This window comes from Halosimplex litoreum, assembly GCF_016065055.1.
Classification (GTDB): domain Archaea; phylum Halobacteriota; class Halobacteria; order Halobacteriales; family Haloarculaceae; genus Halosimplex; species Halosimplex litoreum.
The window spans coordinates 431,002-446,295 of record NZ_CP065856.1; the positions used below are offsets into that span (position 1 = coordinate 431,002).

At 68.7% G+C, this 15,294-nt stretch carries 14 protein-coding genes and 1 tRNA gene; 7 read left to right on the forward strand and 8 right to left on the reverse strand.

The genetic code is table 11. The annotated features are described in order from the left end of the window. Nucleotides 1-28: 28 nt before the first annotated feature. Nucleotides 29-1,144: a molybdopterin-dependent oxidoreductase gene (locus tag I7X12_RS02130; RefSeq protein WP_198062245.1), complete on the forward strand. Its 1,116-nt coding sequence runs from the start codon at nt 29-31 to the stop codon at nt 1,142-1,144. Nucleotides 1,145-1,161: 17 nt separating this feature from the next. Here the strand turns inward: I7X12_RS02130 and I7X12_RS02135 are convergent, their stop codons facing one another. The 4 genes from I7X12_RS02135 to I7X12_RS02150 all read right to left on the reverse strand — a co-directional run bounded on the left by I7X12_RS02135 (nt 1,162) and on the right by I7X12_RS02150 (nt 3,468). Further along, on the reverse strand, nt 1,162-1,791 hold the full coding sequence (locus I7X12_RS02135) for an HAD family hydrolase (protein ID WP_198062246.1): 630 nt from the start codon (nt 1,789-1,791) through the stop codon (nt 1,162-1,164). Nucleotides 1,792-1,797: 6 nt separating this feature from the next. Beyond that, complete coding sequence (locus I7X12_RS02140) at nt 1,798-2,217, reverse strand: RNA-binding domain-containing protein (protein ID WP_198062247.1); 420 nt, start codon at nt 2,215-2,217, stop codon at nt 1,798-1,800. A gap of 19 nt (nt 2,218-2,236) precedes the next feature. Continuing rightward, a complete protein-coding gene (locus I7X12_RS02145) occupies nt 2,237-2,827 on the reverse strand; it encodes an AAA family ATPase (protein WP_198062248.1) in 591 nt (196 codons plus the stop codon). A 122-nt stretch (nt 2,828-2,949) separates the two neighbouring features. Further along, entirely contained in the window at nt 2,950-3,468 is a 519-nt protein-coding gene (locus tag I7X12_RS02150) for a hypothetical protein (protein ID WP_198062249.1), read from the reverse strand. 165 nt (nt 3,469-3,633) lie between these two features. Between I7X12_RS02150 and I7X12_RS02155 the strand changes: the two genes are divergently transcribed. Continuing rightward, nucleotides 3,634-5,088 (forward strand): cytochrome P450, encoded by a 1,455-nt coding sequence (locus tag I7X12_RS02155; protein WP_198062250.1) that lies wholly within the window; start codon nt 3,634-3,636, stop codon nt 5,086-5,088. 51 nt (nt 5,089-5,139) lie between these two features. On the opposite strand, the gene I7X12_RS02160 is transcribed toward I7X12_RS02155, so the two are convergent. Continuing rightward, nucleotides 5,140-6,429 carry a tripartite tricarboxylate transporter permease gene (locus I7X12_RS02160; protein WP_198062251.1) on the reverse strand — a complete coding sequence of 430 codons (1,290 nt, stop codon included), beginning with the start codon at nt 6,427-6,429 and terminating at the stop codon, nt 5,140-5,142. A gap of 232 nt (nt 6,430-6,661) precedes the next feature. Next, complete coding sequence (locus I7X12_RS02165) at nt 6,662-6,997, reverse strand: hypothetical protein (RefSeq protein WP_198062252.1); 336 nt, start codon at nt 6,995-6,997, stop codon at nt 6,662-6,664. 155 nt (nt 6,998-7,152) lie between these two features. Between I7X12_RS02165 and I7X12_RS02170 the strand changes: the two genes are divergently transcribed. From I7X12_RS02170 to I7X12_RS02185, 4 genes are all read left to right on the forward strand, one after another. Then, nucleotides 7,153-7,641: an Lrp/AsnC family transcriptional regulator gene (locus tag I7X12_RS02170; RefSeq protein ID WP_198062253.1), complete on the forward strand. Its 489-nt coding sequence runs from the start codon at nt 7,153-7,155 to the stop codon at nt 7,639-7,641. After that, entirely contained in the window at nt 7,638-8,789 is a 1,152-nt protein-coding gene (locus I7X12_RS02175) for a pyridoxal phosphate-dependent aminotransferase (RefSeq protein ID WP_198062254.1), read from the forward strand. Before I7X12_RS02170 ends, I7X12_RS02175 begins: the two co-directional genes overlap by 4 nt. Nucleotides 8,790-8,917: 128 nt before the next feature. Continuing rightward, on the forward strand, nt 8,918-11,473 hold the full coding sequence (locus I7X12_RS02180) for a type II/IV secretion system ATPase subunit (protein WP_198062255.1): 2,556 nt from the start codon (nt 8,918-8,920) through the stop codon (nt 11,471-11,473). After that, nucleotides 11,470-13,563: a type II secretion system F family protein gene (locus I7X12_RS02185; protein WP_198062256.1), complete on the forward strand. Its 2,094-nt coding sequence runs from the start codon at nt 11,470-11,472 to the stop codon at nt 13,561-13,563. Before I7X12_RS02180 ends, I7X12_RS02185 begins: the two co-directional genes overlap by 4 nt. A 76-nt stretch (nt 13,564-13,639) precedes the next feature. Here I7X12_RS02185 and I7X12_RS02190 read toward each other — a convergent pair whose 3' ends face one another. Continuing rightward, nucleotides 13,640-14,557, reverse strand: coding sequence for a hypothetical protein (locus tag I7X12_RS02190; protein ID WP_198062257.1), 918 nt, complete (start codon nt 14,555-14,557; stop codon nt 13,640-13,642). An 87-nt stretch (nt 14,558-14,644) separates the two neighbouring features. Between I7X12_RS02190 and I7X12_RS02195 the strand changes: the two genes are divergently transcribed. After that, the gene (locus I7X12_RS02195; RefSeq protein ID WP_198062258.1) at nt 14,645-14,893 is read left to right on the forward strand and encodes a hypothetical protein; all 249 of its coding nucleotides are present in this window, start codon (nt 14,645-14,647) and stop codon (nt 14,891-14,893) included. A 278-nt stretch (nt 14,894-15,171) separates the two neighbouring features. On the opposite strand, the gene I7X12_RS02200 is transcribed toward I7X12_RS02195, so the two are convergent. Then, nucleotides 15,172-15,243: transfer RNA gene (locus I7X12_RS02200), tRNA-Ala, on the reverse strand. Nucleotides 15,244-15,294: the final 51 nt, after the last annotated feature.

Sequence of the window (15,294 nt, forward strand, 5' to 3'; positions counted from 1 at the left end):
CAAGCCCGTCGAGTCCTAATCACGACCGATGAGCCGGCTCCCGCGACTCGAACCGCCGCCGCGCGTCGTCGACGCGTCGCTGCTGGGCGCGGTGGTCGTCCTGCTCGCGACGGGCGGGGTGAGCCTCGTCTCCGGCCGTCCGTCCGGCGCCTGGGTGTTCGACGTCCACGCGGTCGCGGGGCTTGCGACGGTGGTCCTGCTGGCCTGGAAGCTCCGGCGAGTGCGCCACCGGCTGCGACCCGGCGACCTCGACGCGACGCGGCTGCTGTCGGCCCTGCTGGGCGTCGTCGCGACCGCGGCGCTGGCGACCGGTGTCTGGTGGGTGTTCGGCGGGCAACTCGACCTCGGTCCGTGGGGTCTGCTCAACCTCCACATCGGGCTCGGGCTGGTCGTTCCCGTCCTCTTGCTCCTCCACCTGCGCCAGCGCTTCGCGCTCCCGACCCGCGAGTCGGCGGCCGACCGGCGCAACGCGCTGCGCTACGCGGCGCTGGTCGGCTCGGGCGCCGTCGCGTGGCAGGCCCAGGAACTCGCCAATCGCGTCTTCGACACCGCCGGGGCCGAGCGCCGGTTCACCGGCTCGCGCGAGCGGGGTAGCGACTCGGGCAACGGCTTCCCGGTCACCTCGTGGGTCGCCGACGACCCCGACCCCGTCGACCGGGAGGCGTGGTCGCTGACCGTCGAGGGACGGGTCGGCGAGTCGCTGGACCTGTCCTACGAGGAGGTGACCGGCGGTGAGGACGGCGGGAGTGGCGGCGATCCGGAGTCCGGGTCGACGGTCGCTCCCGCCGAGCAGCGCGCCCTCCTCGATTGCACGAGCGGGTGGTACTCCGAACACGACTGGCGCGGCGTCCGCGTCGGCGACCTGCTCGACGCGGCCGACCCCGACGACGGGACGGCCTGGGTGCAGTTCCGCTCGGTGACGGGCTACCGCTGGAGCCTCCCCGTCGAGGAAGCCCGCGACGCGATGCTGGCGACCCACGTCGACGGTGAGCGGCTCGTCCACGGCCACGGCGCGCCGATCCGGCTGGTCGCGCCCGGTCGCCGTGGCTTCCAGTGGGTCAAGTGGGTCGAGTCGGTGCGCGTGACCCGACGGCGCGGGCTCGGCGAGTGGATCGCCGTCTTCGTCAGCTGGTACGACGGGTGAGTCCGTTTCCGCCCGGGCTACAGCAGCGTCGCGAGCGTCCGGAAGTCCGGCGCCGACAGGTCCGCGGCGGTCGCGTCGACGTGGACCGTCTCGAAGCCGTGTTCGCGCGCGCCGTCGACGTCGGGCTCGCGGTCGTCGCCGACCATCACGTAGCGCTCGGCGTCGACGCGCGATCTCGCCGCCTCGTAGATGCCGCGGTCGGGTTTGATCGCCTCGATCGCGGGGTCGTGAGATGCGACGCGAGCGTCGAAGCGGTCGAGCAGACCGATCTCGGCGACCTTGCCGAACTGCACGTCCGGAACGCCGTTGGTCAGGATGCCGAGCGTGTGCCGGTCGGCCAGCGCCTCGACCGCCGACTCGACGCCAGGGACGGGCTCGACGGCGTCGAACTCCGCGGCGACGAGCGCCTCGGCCAGTTCACCGGGCTCGGCGTCGACCGCGTGTTCGTCGCACACGTCCGCGAACGCCCGGCGGGAGGGGTCGTCGGCGAAGTCGCCGAAGTACTGGAAGAAGCGTTCGTCGTACGTCGCCAGTCGCTCGTCGGTGACGGTCGCGTCAGCTCGCTCGAAGGCGTCGGCTAACACGTCTCCGTAGTCGCCGCGCCAGCGGACGAGCGTCCCGTCGACGTCGAAGAAGATCGCTGCCATCGGAGGCTACTCGTCGGGGTCGATCGGTTTGCCGTCTTTCGTCGGCGGGGCGACGTGGTCGATGTAGGACTCGGCGTCGGGGTCGTTCACCCGCACGCGGACGTGGATGTCGCCGAGTTCGCTCGGGTCGCCGACGGCGAAGTTGACGACGCCCTGGAAGGCGGCCTGCTTCTTCAGGTCGAACGAGAAGGTGTCGCCGCGCAGGTCCTCGAAGAAGGCCCCCCGGGCGGTGTCGAGGATCTCCTGGCGGTGGAGCGACTCCGACAGCGTCTCCATCTCGTGAGCGGTGGCGACGATCTCGCCGTGGCCCTGCTCGACCTCGGCGCCGGGGAAGAGGTTCGTGACCGCGTCGGCGACCCTGTCGGTCACCTCGGTGTCGTTGACCGGTGCGGTGATCTGTACGTCGACGGCGTAGACGGTGCTCATGGCTGTGTCTCCCGTGTGGTCATTCGTCGGTGTCGCTCTCTACTGTGTCGCCCGCGACCGCGTCGGGACCGTCGGCGAGCAGGCGCTCGATGCCCGATCGGAAGGCGTCGAGACTGGCGTCGTTGACGATCGTCACGTCGGCCATCTCCATCGCCGCGCCCATGCCGAACCCGAGTTCGCGCTCGTCGCGCTCGGCGATCGATTCGCCGCCCTCCTCGGCGGAGGCGTCGCGGCCGCGCAGGTCGAGCCGTTCGGCGCGCAGTTCGTCGGGCGCGTGGATCTCCACGAGCGCGAAGTCGTCGCCGAACGCCTCGGCGAAGCGCTCGACCTCCACGTCCGAACGGATGCCGTCGACGACGACGGTGTCGGCGTCGTCGAGGCGGTCCTCGACGAGCGGGAGCGACTCCCGAGCGATGGCGTCCGGACCCCCCTCCTCGCGGAGCGTCTTCGCCATCTCGCCGTGGTGGGTCGCGGGGTCGAACCCCCGGTCGCGGCAGGCCTGGCGGATCACGTCGCCCATCGTGACGACGGGCACGCCCGCCTCCCGCGCGACCGCGGCGGCCTCGCTCTTCCCGCTGCCGGGCAGTCCGACGATCCCGATGACTGTCATCGCCGGATGTACTGGAACGGCCCGCATAAGGACTGCGTTGTCGGTCGTGGTCGCACCCGGCCCCCTCCCGATCGGCCGGATTCCGATCCGATCCGTGGACGGCGGTTACCCTCGCCTCCGGGTCACCCCGCTGCGGTCGGCGTCGGCGTCGGGAACTGCGCGTTCTCGCAGCCGGCCAGGGTGCTCCCCGTCCGAGCGGAGAGGCTCCCGTCAGAGCGGATCTGCACGGTCGTCCCGTAGGAGTTGCAGTGGTCGAAGGTCTCGATCGCGTCGCTGTGAGTCGCTTCGCGCCTCGGGAGGTCGACCGCGAGTTCGTAGTACGCCGGCCTGCGAAGCTCGCCCCGCACCCGCTCGCCGGGCGCCAGCGAGTACGAGCGGTTCAGGAGCGTCTCGTTCCGAACCGGAACCGCGACCGAGACGGCGACCGTTCGGATCTCGTTTCCGTCGTTCACGACGGTCACGGTGTGGGGCGAAACGTCCTCGACGGGGTCGCCGATCGCGAAGGACTGGCCCGATCCGTCGACCGGAATCGGCTCGCGTTCGTCCCCCGACAGCGGCGCACCGCAGCCGCTCAGCACGAGCCCGCCGACCAGTACGGCGGCCACCAGCAGGACCCGTCTGCGACCCGCTCTCGCGTTCACTGGTCTCGGTGTGTCTCTGAAACGGATAAACGGTCGGGTCCCGACGCTCCGACCGCGGTCGTCGCCGGACCGCTCGCGGCGTGACCGTCGCCGCTCGCTCCGGTTAGTACAGCGCCGAGCGTACTCGACCGAAGGACGATGGCGCTGGAGTCCGTAGGGTCACCGATGGCAATTCACGACGCCGCCGACGGGGCCGAGGAGGCGGGCGCCGAAGCGCTCCGGGAGTCCACCCCGGGGGACCGACCGCCCGGTCCCGACGGCGTTCCGGTGATCGGCAACACGCTCCAGTTCGTGCGGGACCCGGTCGCCTTCTACGCGCGTTGCGCCGCCTACGAGGACGACGTGGTCACCTACCGCGTCGCCACCAGCGACGGCGTCATGCTCACACACCCCGCGGATATCGAGCAGGTGCTCGTCACCGACGACGCCGACTACCACCGCGCCTCGATCATCCGCAACGCGCTGGGCCAGATCGCCGACGGCGGCCTGTTCCTGCTGGAAGGCGAGGCCTGGGGGGCCCATCGCACTGCACTCCAGCCCTCCTTCTACCGCGACCGCGTCGAGACATACGCCGACATGATGGCCCGCTTCGCAGACGAGCGCGCCGCCGAGTGGGCGGACCGCGACGCCGAGGCCGGCCCGGTCGCGGTCAGCGAGGAGATGCGCACGCTCACCCTGGAGATCCTGGCGAAGACGCTGCTCGACGTGGACATCCGCGGCCGCGAGTCGGCCATCCGCGACGCCGCGGCGGTCATCTCCGACCGCTTCGACGCCGGCTCGCTCTCCGCCCTGCTCCCGCTGTGGGTCCCCACGCCCGCGAACCGCCGCTGTCGCCGCGCTGTCTCCCGGTTCGACGACGCCATCGCGGACATCGTCGCCGAGCGCCGGGCCAGCGACGAGGCGTTCGACGACCTCCTCTCGATCCTCCTCGCCGTCGACCCCGACGACGGGACCGGCGAGTCCGACGACGGCGGCGGCCTCTCCGAACGGCAGATCCGCGACCACCTCTTTACCTTCCTGTTCGCCGGCCACGAGACGACCGCGCTCACGCTCTCGTACGCCGTGATGCTGCTCGCGAACGACCCCGAGCGGCAAGCGCGGCTCCACGAGGAACTCGATTCGGTTTTAGGCGACGGGAGCGAGGGGAGCGCGGCCGACGCCGAGCGACCGGGCGCGGCGGATCTGTTCGAACTCGACTACCTGGACAGGGTCGTCGACGAGGCGCTGCGGCTCTACCCGCCGGCCTACACCGTCTTCCGCGAACCCACGCGGGACGTGGAACTCGGCGGCTACCAGATCCCGGCAGGGTCGACCGTCTCGCTGCCCCAGTGGGTCGTCCAGCGCGACGAGCGGTGGTACGACGACCCCGACGCCTTCCGCCCGGAGCGCTGGACCGACTCGTTCCGCGAGGGGCTCCCGGAGTACGCGTACTTCCCCTTCGGTGGCGGCCCGCGCCACTGCATCGGCATGCGCTTCGCGCTCATGGAGGCGAAGCTCGTGCTCGCGACGCTGGCCGCGCGGTTCGCGTTCGACCCGGTCACCGAGCCGCCGATCGACCTCTCGATGCAGATCACCCTCCAGCCCCAGCGGCCGATCGAAGTCGGCCTGCGAGCGCGGTAGTCCGGGCCCGAGAGGGAACCGTGCGCTTCCCGGCGCGTTCGGGAGGTCCGGTCACAGGCCGAAAATCAACGGGACGAGCAACACGCCCATCAGCGACGCCCGGCGAGCGCCGAATCTCGCCGGAACGAGCCCGACGACGGTCGATCCCCCGAGGACGGCGACGCCGAGCGGTCCGGTCAACACGGCGACCACGACCACGACGAGACACAGCACGCTCACGGACAGCCGCGTGTAGTCTGCTCGCCCGACCAGTCGCAGGTAGCTATCGCCGAGGGTCACCACGAGCGCGAACCCGCAGGCCGCGGCGACGAGGACGCTCCCGAGCAGCAGCGGCAGGTCGAGGGGCACGCCCGCGTCGCGCATCGCGACCATGACACCGGTCCGGGGCGTCCCGAGCGCGATCAACGCCAGCAGCGCGAAGACCGTATTTGCGGTGTTCACGCCGCTGGTGGTCACGACGAATCCGCGGGCGCCGTCGGCGCCGCCACCGCTCGGGCTCCCGCTCCCATCGCCCCAGCCGTCCCCGCCGCCCGGGACGGCGAGCAACGCCACCGTCGCCGCGATGGCGCTCGACACGCCGGGGACGTACCCGACCACCGCGCCCGACAGCGTCCCCGCGAGCGCGAACCCGACCACCGACCGCCGAGAAGCGGTCACGTTCGCGTCGTCCTGGGGTGGCACGCCCTCGCCGGTCAGCGCGTCCAGCAGGACCGGCGCGCCGAACAACCCGGTGAAGATCGGCGCGAGCATGCCGCCCGACTCCACGAGTCCGCCCGGGGGCAGGTCCAGCGCGACCGCGCCCAGCGCGCCGCTGGCCGCGACCGACAGCGCGGCGCCCACTCGTCCGACGGTCGTCGACTCCGTGACGACGAGGACGACGACCACCACCCCCAGCAGGAGCGGCAGGTGCGCTCGCAGCGTCGGGTAGACCGCCGTCATCGCACTGGTCATCGGGACCGCCAGTGGCACCGCGAACGCGACGGCGCCCGCGCTCCCGAGCGCGGACAGCCGGAGCGCCTCGCGACCCCGACCGGCGAGGACCAGCCGATGCCCGGGCAGCGCCGAGCTGGCCATCGCCGGGTCCGGGACGCCGAGTGCGAGCGCCGGTACCACGTCGAGGAACGTGTGGACGACGCCGGCGGCCAGCATCGCCGCGCCGACGTACCGGACCGGGCCCGGGATCGAGGGTGCGACGCCGGCGAGCAGCAGGGCGAACGTGTTGGCGTGGATCCCCGGCGTCAGCCCGCTGACGGTCCCGAGCGCGACGCCGCCGCCCACGAACCCACAGAACAACAGCGTCGCGTCCGGGTCGACGGCGAGGCCGGGGCCCAGTGGGTCCATCGCGCCGAAGTGGTCCCGCGATGGCGGATAAACTCTCGGAGGCCGTGTCTCTCGGGGGGCGCCTACCCCGACGAACTACCGACGAACCCCGCGTCCGTCCGGAAGGCCGTGGACGCGGGCGTCCGGAACCGCCACCTCTCGCGTGCCAGCGGTGTCGAAGCGGTCCAGTGGACACTCCGGTGTCTTCGAGGGGCCGCCCAGCGACCGGCGGCGGTCGGTCCGGGGTTTCCGGTCAGTCTGCGCGGTAGGCGTCGTCGAACGCGCGGGCGGCGTCGAGCAGGTCGCTGTCGGCGGCGACGCGGTACTGCGGCTCGCTCTCGTCGTCGGCCTCGTCGTCGGCGCGAACGAGCGCGCCCAGGTCGACGAACTCGTCGAGCAGTCCGTCGAGGTACAGCGTCTTCAGCGGGACGCCGGACCGCTCGGAGAGGTCCGAGCGCGTGTACGCTCGCTCGGCGTTGAGTTCGGTGAGCGTCTCGAGGAGGTCCGCGGCGCCGTCGCTCGCGGCGACGAACGCCCAGCCGCCGTCGGGGGGGCCGTCCGATCCGTCCGACGGGTCCGTATCGAGCATGGCGGCGTCTATGCGGGAGGTGCGCATAAAACCGCCCGTCTCGACGAGTCCCGCACCGTCGGGTCCCGGTGGGGCTCCGTCGGACGAGTGGCCAGTGTGGGAGGGCCTGTCGCGATGGAGAAACCCTTTTGGTCGCAGTGGGCTGGAGGATAGGTATGAGCGACCGCGAGGAGATACTGGCGTTGCTCCGCGAGAACGCGCGGTACTCGACCGAGGACCTGGCTCGACAGACGGGCCTCGACGCCGAGGCCGTGGAGAGCGTACTGGCGGACCTCGAGTCCGAGGGCGTCGTCAAGGGCTATCAGGCCGTCGTCGACTGGGGCGAAGTCGAGCCCCAGCCGGTCCGCGCGGCCGTCGAGCTGAACGTCACGCTCGACCGCGAGACCGGCTACGCAGACATCGCCGAGCGCCTCGCGAAGTTCCCCGAAGTTCAGGGCCTGCGACTGGTGAGCGGCGACTACGACTTCGCCATGGAGGTCGAGGGCGACTCGATGAGCGAGGTGTCCCGGTTCATCAGCGAGAAGGTGGCGCCCGTCCCCGAGATCACCCAGACGGTGACTCACTACATCATGGAGAGCTACAAGGAACGTGGCGTCGAGTTCGGGGACGGTCACGACGACGACCGACTATCCGTCTCGCCATGACGTTCGAGCCGACCGACCGTGTCGCGTCGGTCCCGCCGTCGGGCATCCGGAAGTTCTTCGAACTCGCCGAGGAGTACGACGACATCATCTCCCTGGGGGTCGGCGAGCCCGACTTCGCGCCGCCGTGGGCCGCCCGCGACGCCGCCATCGCCTCCCTGGAGCGCGGTCAGACCTCCTACACCGCAAATCGCGGGATGGCCGAGCTGCGCGATCGGATCGCCGTCGACGCCCGCGAGCGCTACGGACTGAACTACGACCCCGACGAGGAGGTCCTCGTCACCTCGGGCGCCAGCGAGGCCGTCGACCTGGCGTTCCGGGCGTTCCTCGACGAGGGCGACTCCGTGGCGATCGCCCAGCCCTGTTACGTCTCCTACGTCCCGAGCGCCCGCTTCGCCGGCGCGGACGTGGTCGACGTGCCAACGCGCGCCGAAGACGAGTTCAAACTCACCCGCGAGGTGCTCGAGGCGTCGGGCGCGGCCGACGCCGAGGCGCTGGTCATGTGCTACCCCAACAACCCGACGGGCGCGACGATGACCCGCGAGGAGCTGCGGCCGGTCGCCGAGTTCGCCCGCGAGCACGATCTCCTGGTGTTCTCCGACGAGATCTACGCCGAACTGTCCTACGAGCACGACCACGCCTCGATCGCGACGCTGCCGGGCATGCGCGAGCGGACGATCGTGTTCAACGGCTTCTCGAAGGCCTACGCGATGACCGGTCTGCGGCTGGGCTACGCGCTTGCGCCGCCCGAAGCGACGGCGGCGATGAACCGCATCCACCAGTACACGATGCTGTCGGCACCGACGACGGCGCAGTACGCCGCCGTCGAGGCGCTGAACTCCTGCGACGACGAAGTCCAGGAGATGCGCGCCCAGTACGACCGACGCCGGAACTTCGTCCTCTCCCGGTTCGAGGAGATGGGCATCGACTGTTTCCCGGCGGCGGGCGCGTTCTACGCCTTCCCCGAGTGCCCCTGGAACGACAGCGACGAATTCGCCGAGGCGCTGCTGGAGGAACAGCGCGTGGCGGTCGTCCCCGGCGACGTCTTCGGCGCCGGTGGCGAGGGCCACCTCCGGGTCTCCTACGCGACGAGCCTCGGCGATCTCAAAGAAGCACTGAACAGAATAGAAACATTTATCGAACAACATTAGCGTCGAACAGTTTCAGCTAAACATACAGTAGCAACCCCTTACCGGCTACGAACGGCGGAACGGCGTAATTATCGGGTCGAGTAAGCAGGGCGTAAAGCTTTTTCCGTCTTACTAGCAGTTAGCCTGTAATGGCAATTGATGGCACGGGGGGCAACGAGTCAGACCAGGTCGCGACGGGGGGCGAGCGGCTCTCGGGGGACGGTGCGACCGTGGGCGAGTACACGTGGAACGACCTGCGCCGGGACGTACACACGGGGGGACGCTTCGACCGCAGCGAGTACCTCGGGTTCGACCCGCTCGACGTCGAGGACCGCCTACAGGCGGGCGCGAGCGCCGCCAAGACGCTCGAACGGGCGTGGGGGGAGCGCATCGAAGCCGAGCGCTCGTTCGTCGTCAAGGACCGCTACACCTGGGAGCACTTCAAACAGGAGTACTACTACGACGAGGACGGCGAGATCCCGCGGGACAGCGACGGCGAGAAGGTCCCGTTCGAGCCCGAGGAGTACCTCGGGTTCGACCCGGACGAGACGGAGGACCGACTGAGTCAGGCCGGGGGAGCCGCCGAGCGGCTCGCGTCGGTCGTCGACGAGCGCACTATCGACGTCAACCCCGACCTCGACGAGGACGCCTTCTTCTCGACGGTCGACGGCCACTCGACGGTCGTCAACCGCTACGACCTGGAGAAGGCGGTCCCGCTGGAGAAGAAGGCCCACTTCGTCGAGGTCGAGCGCTACTGGGTGAACAAACCGTACGCCTGCGTGATCATCTTCCACTCGCGCAAGGAAAACGAGAAGAAGTACTACGCCATCGAGCCCTACCAGAACGACATCGAGTCCCAGCTGGTCGGCTTCCTCTCGGGCAAGCTCAAATCGGCTATCAAGTACTCCGAGGACGAGATCGTCGTCGAGGGGAGCGACGCCGACCGCGCCGGCGTCATCCAGCGCGAGACCGAGCGCCTGCTCGAACGCTACGACCTGTACACGCCCGGCCAGCAGGGCGAGTTAGGGGTACTGGACCAGCTCAAAGGGGCGCTGGGCATGGACGTCGCGGTCGAGACCCAGGGGGGTGAACTGGACGGCATCGAGGCCCGGCCCGAGCCGGCGGTCGTCGGCGACGACCCGAAGACGCTCAACGAGTACCAGGTCGAGAAGCTTCTCTACCGGCTGAAACGGGACTTCATCGGGTACGCGCGCATCGACCCGATCAAACACGACATCAACGTCGAGGACATCTCCTGCGACGGCTACAACTCCCGGGTGTTCGTCTACCATACGGAGTACGAGAACATCATCACGAACGTCGAACACGGGCGCCAGGAGCTCGACGACTTCGTCGTCAAACTCGCCCAGCGCTCGGGGAAGGGGATCAGCAAGCGTCAACCGCAGGTCGACGCCACCCTCCCCGACGGGTCGCGCTCACAGCTGACGCTGGGCGAGGAAGTGTCCGACCACGGGACCAACTACACCATCCGTCAGTTCAAGGACGTCCCGTTCACGCCGGTCGACCTCATCAACTGGAACACGTTCTCGCTGGACGAGATGGCGTTCCTCTGGCTCTGTATCGAGAACAACAAGTCGATGATCTTCGCGGGCGGTACGGCCTCGGGGAAGACCACCTCGCTGAACGCCATCTCCCTGTTCATCCCGTCCAACGCGAAGATCGTCTCCATCGAGGACACGCGCGAGGTCGAACTCCCCCAGCGCAACTGGGTCGCGTCGGTCACCCGCCCCTCCTTCGGCGAGGACGACAAGGGCGACGTCGACGAGTTCGACCTGCTGGAAGCCGCGCTCCGACAGCGCCCCGACTACATCGTGATGGGCGAGGTCCGTGGTGAGGAGGGTCGCGACCTCTTCCAGGTCATGTCGACCGGGCACACCGCCTACTCTACCTTCCACGCCGACACCGTGGGCGAGGTCATCAAGCGGTTCACGACCGAGCCGATCAACGTCTCGAAGACCCTGTTCACGGCGCTGGACCTGGTCTCCATCCAGACCCAGACCCGCGTCGACGGCAACAAGGTGCGCCGGAACAAGAACCTCACCGAGATCAACGAGTACTCCGCCGAACACGACGAGATCAACGTCCGCGACGTCTACGAGTGGCAGGCCGAGACCGACGAGTTCCTCCAGATGGGCAACTCCAACACGCTGGAGGAGCTGAAGTTCGACCGCGGGTGGACCCAGGAACGGCTCGACGAGGAGCTGTTCATGCGGAAGGTCGTCCTCGCGTATCTCATCGAACAGAACCTCAACACCTACACGGAGGTCGCGGCCGCGGTTCAGGCCTTCATCAACGACCCGGACACGATCATGGCGCTCGTCGCCGAGGACAAACTGGAGCGCTCGCTGGAAGACCTGCGGGACATGGAGTCGGTCAAGATCGACATCGACCCCGAGAAAGAGGAGATGGTCCCGCGGCCGGACCCGCCGGCGGAGATGCTCGACGAGGCCGAGGACATCCTCGAGAACGCCCAGCCGCTGTTCCAGCGCTTCCGCGAGAAGGAGACCTCGGACATCGTCGACGCCCTGACGGGGTCGGGCGTCGACGAGGAGGAGGCCGATATCACGCCGATAGAGAGCGAGGCCGAGACCGACATCACGCCGGTCGAGAGCGAGGACGACGACGACGATATCGACTTCAGCGAGTTCGTCCCGGCCGCCGGTGCGGAGGCTGACGAGGCATGAGCCTCGGGCGGTCCTCCCAGCAACTCGGCGGGTCGAACACGGTCGGGGACACGTTCTACCCCCTCTACCAGGCGCTGTTCGACGAGGACGGCGACTTCGTCTCGGGCATCGAGGCCAAACTCGCCGAGGCTCGGATGGGCGACAACGTCGAGATGTACATCTCGCGGGCGCTGGCGGTCGGGACTCTCGCCGGACTGACCCTCTGGCTGCTCGGCATGCTCCTCGGGTTCCTCCTCGTTCAGTTGCTCGGCCTCGCCGAGGGACCGCTGCTCGGCTTGCGCATCCCCGAGGCCATCGAACCGGTCGTGCTGGCGTTGAAAGTGCCTGCGATCGTGTTCGTCTCCGGGATCGTCTTCGGCGCCGTCGGCTTCGGCATCGGCTTCGGCTCGCTGCTGTCGATCCCCTACTTCCGGTCGAACGCGCGCAAACGCGAGATCAACGTCCTCCTCTCCGATTCGGTCGCGTTCATGTACGCCCTCTCGGTGGGCGGGCTGAACCAGCTGGAGATCCTGCAGGCGATGGCACAGGCCGACGACACCTACGGCGAGGTGGCCAAAGAGTTCCAGTCGATCGTCCTCGAGACGGAGTACTTCGACACCGACTACCGGACCGCGATCCGCAACCAGTCCATCGAGACGCCCAGCGAGGAACTGAGCCAGTTCCTCACCGACATGCTGTCGATCGTCGACTCCGGCGGTGACATGACGTCGTTCCTCGAGGACCAGAAGGACAAGCAGATGCGGACGGCAAAGCAGGAACAGAAGAAGATGCTGGACACGCTGGAGCTGTTCGGCGAGATGTACATGACCCTCTCGCTGTTCCCGCTCCTGCTCATCATCATCACCGTCATCATGAGCATGATGTCCTCGGGGTCGCGCATGGACATGATGGTCGGCACCGTCTACGGGCTCATCCCGCTGACGGGCGTCGGGTTCCTCGTGCTCACCTCCACCGTGACCCAGGACTCCATCGGTGACGGCTACCTCCACCCCGACCGCGGCGCCGAGACCTACAACGAGGCCGACGACGGACTGTTGAGCCTCGGCCTCGTCGAGGGGTACACAGGGACCTACGGCGTCTTCGACCGGGTCAAGAGCCGGGAGGGGACCTACCGCGCCACCCAGATCCTCAAACAGCCACACATCTTCTTCCGCAACAACCCGCTGTACGTGCTGGGGATCACGATCCCGATCACGATCGCCTTCTTCGCCGTCGTGGTCATCTTCCACATGGCCCCGATGACGATCTCGGAGCTGGTGGTCCCCCAGGGCGGGGACGTGCCCGAGGGGCTCAACGACCCGAGCAAGCGCTGGGTGTACCCCGTCATCACGGGGACGTTCATGTGGGTGTACGTCCCGATCTATCTGAACTTCCTCCCGCTGGCTATCTTCTACGAGTGGAACCTCCGGACCCGGCGCAGTGTCGTCGGCAACCTCTCGGAGAACCTCCGCAAGCTCGCCAGCGCGAACGACACCGGGATGACCCTGTTGGAGTCGATCCGGGTCGTCGCCGACACCTCCTCGGGGCGGATGGCCGACGAGCTGGAGACGATGCACGCCAAGGTCAACTACGGAACCAGCCTCAAGGACGCGCTCCGGGAGTTCAACAACCGCTATCACATCCCCCGGCTCGCCCGGACGGTCAAGCTCATCAGCGAGGCCCAGGAGGCCTCCAGCCAGATTCAGGACGTGCTCTCGACCGCCGCCCAGGCCTCCGAGAATCAGGACGACATCGATCTGGAACGCAAGTCCCGCGCCCGGATGCAGATGGTCATCATCATCATGACCTACCTCACGCTGCTGGGCGTGATGGCGCTGCTGAAGGTCCGGTTCCTGACCGTCATGGCCGATCTCGCGACCCAGACGACCTCCAGCGGGTCCTCGGGCGGCGTCCCCGGTGGCAGCTTCAGCGGCGTCAACACGCAGATCCTCTCGGTGCTGTTCTTCCACGCCGTCGTCCTCCAGGCGCTGCTGTCGTCGTTCATCGCCGGCTACATCCGCGACGTGAGCCTCCTGTCGGGCGTCAAGTTCGCCGTCGTCCTGCCGACGATCGCGCTGATCGTCTGGTACGTCGTCACGCTGATATCCTGATTCGGCCCGGTTTTCGATTCGGCCGCTCGGGGCGCCCGGTTCGTCCGTCTCTCTCGACGACCGTCGAAGCCGACGGTCAGTCGTCCGCGGTGGCGGTCGACTCGTCGAGTTCGTCGGTTGCCGTGGCGGTGGCGTCGGGCGTTCCAGGCTCGCCGGCGGTCGCGGTCCGTTCGGGCGTCGCGTCCGGGTCGACGGGGGTCGGGGTCGACCGTCGGGTGACGTTGCCGACCCAGTCGGGCGGGCTCACCGTCGACTCGCCGAGTCGGCTGTAGTCGTAGCGTATCGAGACGCGTGAGCTGTCGCCGTCGACGATGCGGTCGTACTCGGCCGCCAACGACCGGACGAACCCCTCCTGAGTGACGTAGGCGGTGGCGCTGAAGTCGCTGATGGTCGCCTCGGCGGGCCCCAGCGCCCCCGGCGACGGGCCGCCGGCAGTGTAGAGCCGGTAGTAGGTTCGGTCGCGTCGGTCGACCGTCGACACCGCGACCGTCCGTCCGTCGAAGAACTGCCGGATCGACACGGTCGCGAAGACGTAGTCGGCGGCTCGCCCGGGGAGTTTGATCAGGTCGTACCGAGTCCGGTCGGCCTCGGCGACTCGTATGAATCCGCCGGTCTCGTTGACGTACAGCGAGACGTTCCGTCTGGGTTCTCCCTGGGCCTGCGAAATGGAGAACGTCTCGGGCCCGACGACGACTCGCCGGAGGAACCCCTCACCGGGCTCGTCGGAGTTCTCTCTGATCGACCACGTGTACGTTCGGTTCTCCAGATAGGCGGTGTGGGCGCTCGTGAGTGCCTCGGCGTCGATCGTCCCGTTGGCGCTCACACCCGGCGGTCGCTCGCCGCCGATCGTCGGCGCCGGCGTGGAGCTGTCGGTGACGGGCACGGGTGTCACGGTGTCCGTCGGCCCGGCTCCAGGCCTGTCGCCGCCGAACGAAACCGCGCTACACCCGGCTACGAGGACGACGACCACGACGGCCACGAGACCCCAGCGCATCACCTGCGCTACGGCCCTGTGACACAATACGCCTTCGACGGGAGATGCGAGGGGTAAAGCCGATCCGACGCCTACGACCGCCGAATCATGGCCGACGACCTCGATTTGCGGGTGTACAGACGCGCGCCCGACCGCTACATGCTCTGGTCGACGCGGGTCTCGGACGCGCTGCTCGACGATGCGAGCCGCGAGGAACTCGTGGAGTGGTACCTGTACAAGCGACCGGACGGCGCGCGCGCCGACATCGAGGCGCTCGTCGACGCCGCCGACGAGCGCGCCGCCACCGACGCCACCGAGACGTACGAGGAGTCGCCCGACTGGCTGTCCGGGAACTGACCCCTCGTCACCGAGCGGGAGTCAGAGAACAGCGGCGCCGTGCTGGGCTGTTGCGGCCCGAGCGCTCGCGCGGCGCTGGCACGCGAGACGTTTTCTGCTGCTGTGGTAACGGACTCGCGGGGACTTGAGCCCGGAGGCAGACGGTCGCACGCTTCGGTCGCGGATTTGCTCGCGACGCGAGAATCGTGGACTCGCCGGGACCGAGCGAACGCGAAGCGTTCGCGAGGGTCGGCGAACTCACGAACGACTGACGGAGCGAAGCGACGGAAGGAAGTGAGTGGACTCGCCGGGATTTGAACCCGGGGCCTTCCCCGTGCCAGGGGGATGATCTACCACTGATCTACGAGCCCGCACGCAAATACCGGTAGCCGGGTCTGTTTCATAAACCCATCGAAGCGTCG

Coding starts and splice junctions, on each gene's coding strand:
- I7X12_RS02140 (WP_198062247.1), bottom strand. CDS start 2,217: ATGAGCACCGTCTACGCCGTCGACGTACAGATCACCGCACCGGTCAAC.
- I7X12_RS02170 (WP_198062253.1), top strand. CDS start 7,153: ATGAGCGACCGCGAGGAGATACTGGCGTTGCTCCGCGAGAACGCGCGG.
- I7X12_RS02130 (WP_198062245.1), top strand. CDS start 29: ATGAGCCGGCTCCCGCGACTCGAACCGCCGCCGCGCGTCGTCGACGCG.
- I7X12_RS02195 (WP_198062258.1), top strand. CDS start 14,645: ATGGCCGACGACCTCGATTTGCGGGTGTACAGACGCGCGCCCGACCGC.
- I7X12_RS02145 (WP_198062248.1), bottom strand. CDS start 2,827: ATGACAGTCATCGGGATCGTCGGACTGCCCGGCAGCGGGAAGAGCGAG.
- I7X12_RS02190 (WP_198062257.1), bottom strand. CDS start 14,557: ATGCGCTGGGGTCTCGTGGCCGTCGTGGTCGTCGTCCTCGTAGCCGGG.
- I7X12_RS02175 (WP_198062254.1), top strand. CDS start 7,638: ATGACGTTCGAGCCGACCGACCGTGTCGCGTCGGTCCCGCCGTCGGGC.
- I7X12_RS02185 (WP_198062256.1), top strand. CDS start 11,470: ATGAGCCTCGGGCGGTCCTCCCAGCAACTCGGCGGGTCGAACACGGTC.
- I7X12_RS02135 (WP_198062246.1), bottom strand. CDS start 1,791: ATGGCAGCGATCTTCTTCGACGTCGACGGGACGCTCGTCCGCTGGCGC.
- I7X12_RS02155 (WP_198062250.1), top strand. CDS start 3,634: ATGGCAATTCACGACGCCGCCGACGGGGCCGAGGAGGCGGGCGCCGAA.
- I7X12_RS02160 (WP_198062251.1), bottom strand. CDS start 6,429: ATGGACCCACTGGGCCCCGGCCTCGCCGTCGACCCGGACGCGACGCTG.
- I7X12_RS02180 (WP_198062255.1), top strand. CDS start 8,918: ATGGCAATTGATGGCACGGGGGGCAACGAGTCAGACCAGGTCGCGACG.
- I7X12_RS02165 (WP_198062252.1), bottom strand. CDS start 6,997: ATGCTCGATACGGACCCGTCGGACGGATCGGACGGCCCCCCCGACGGC.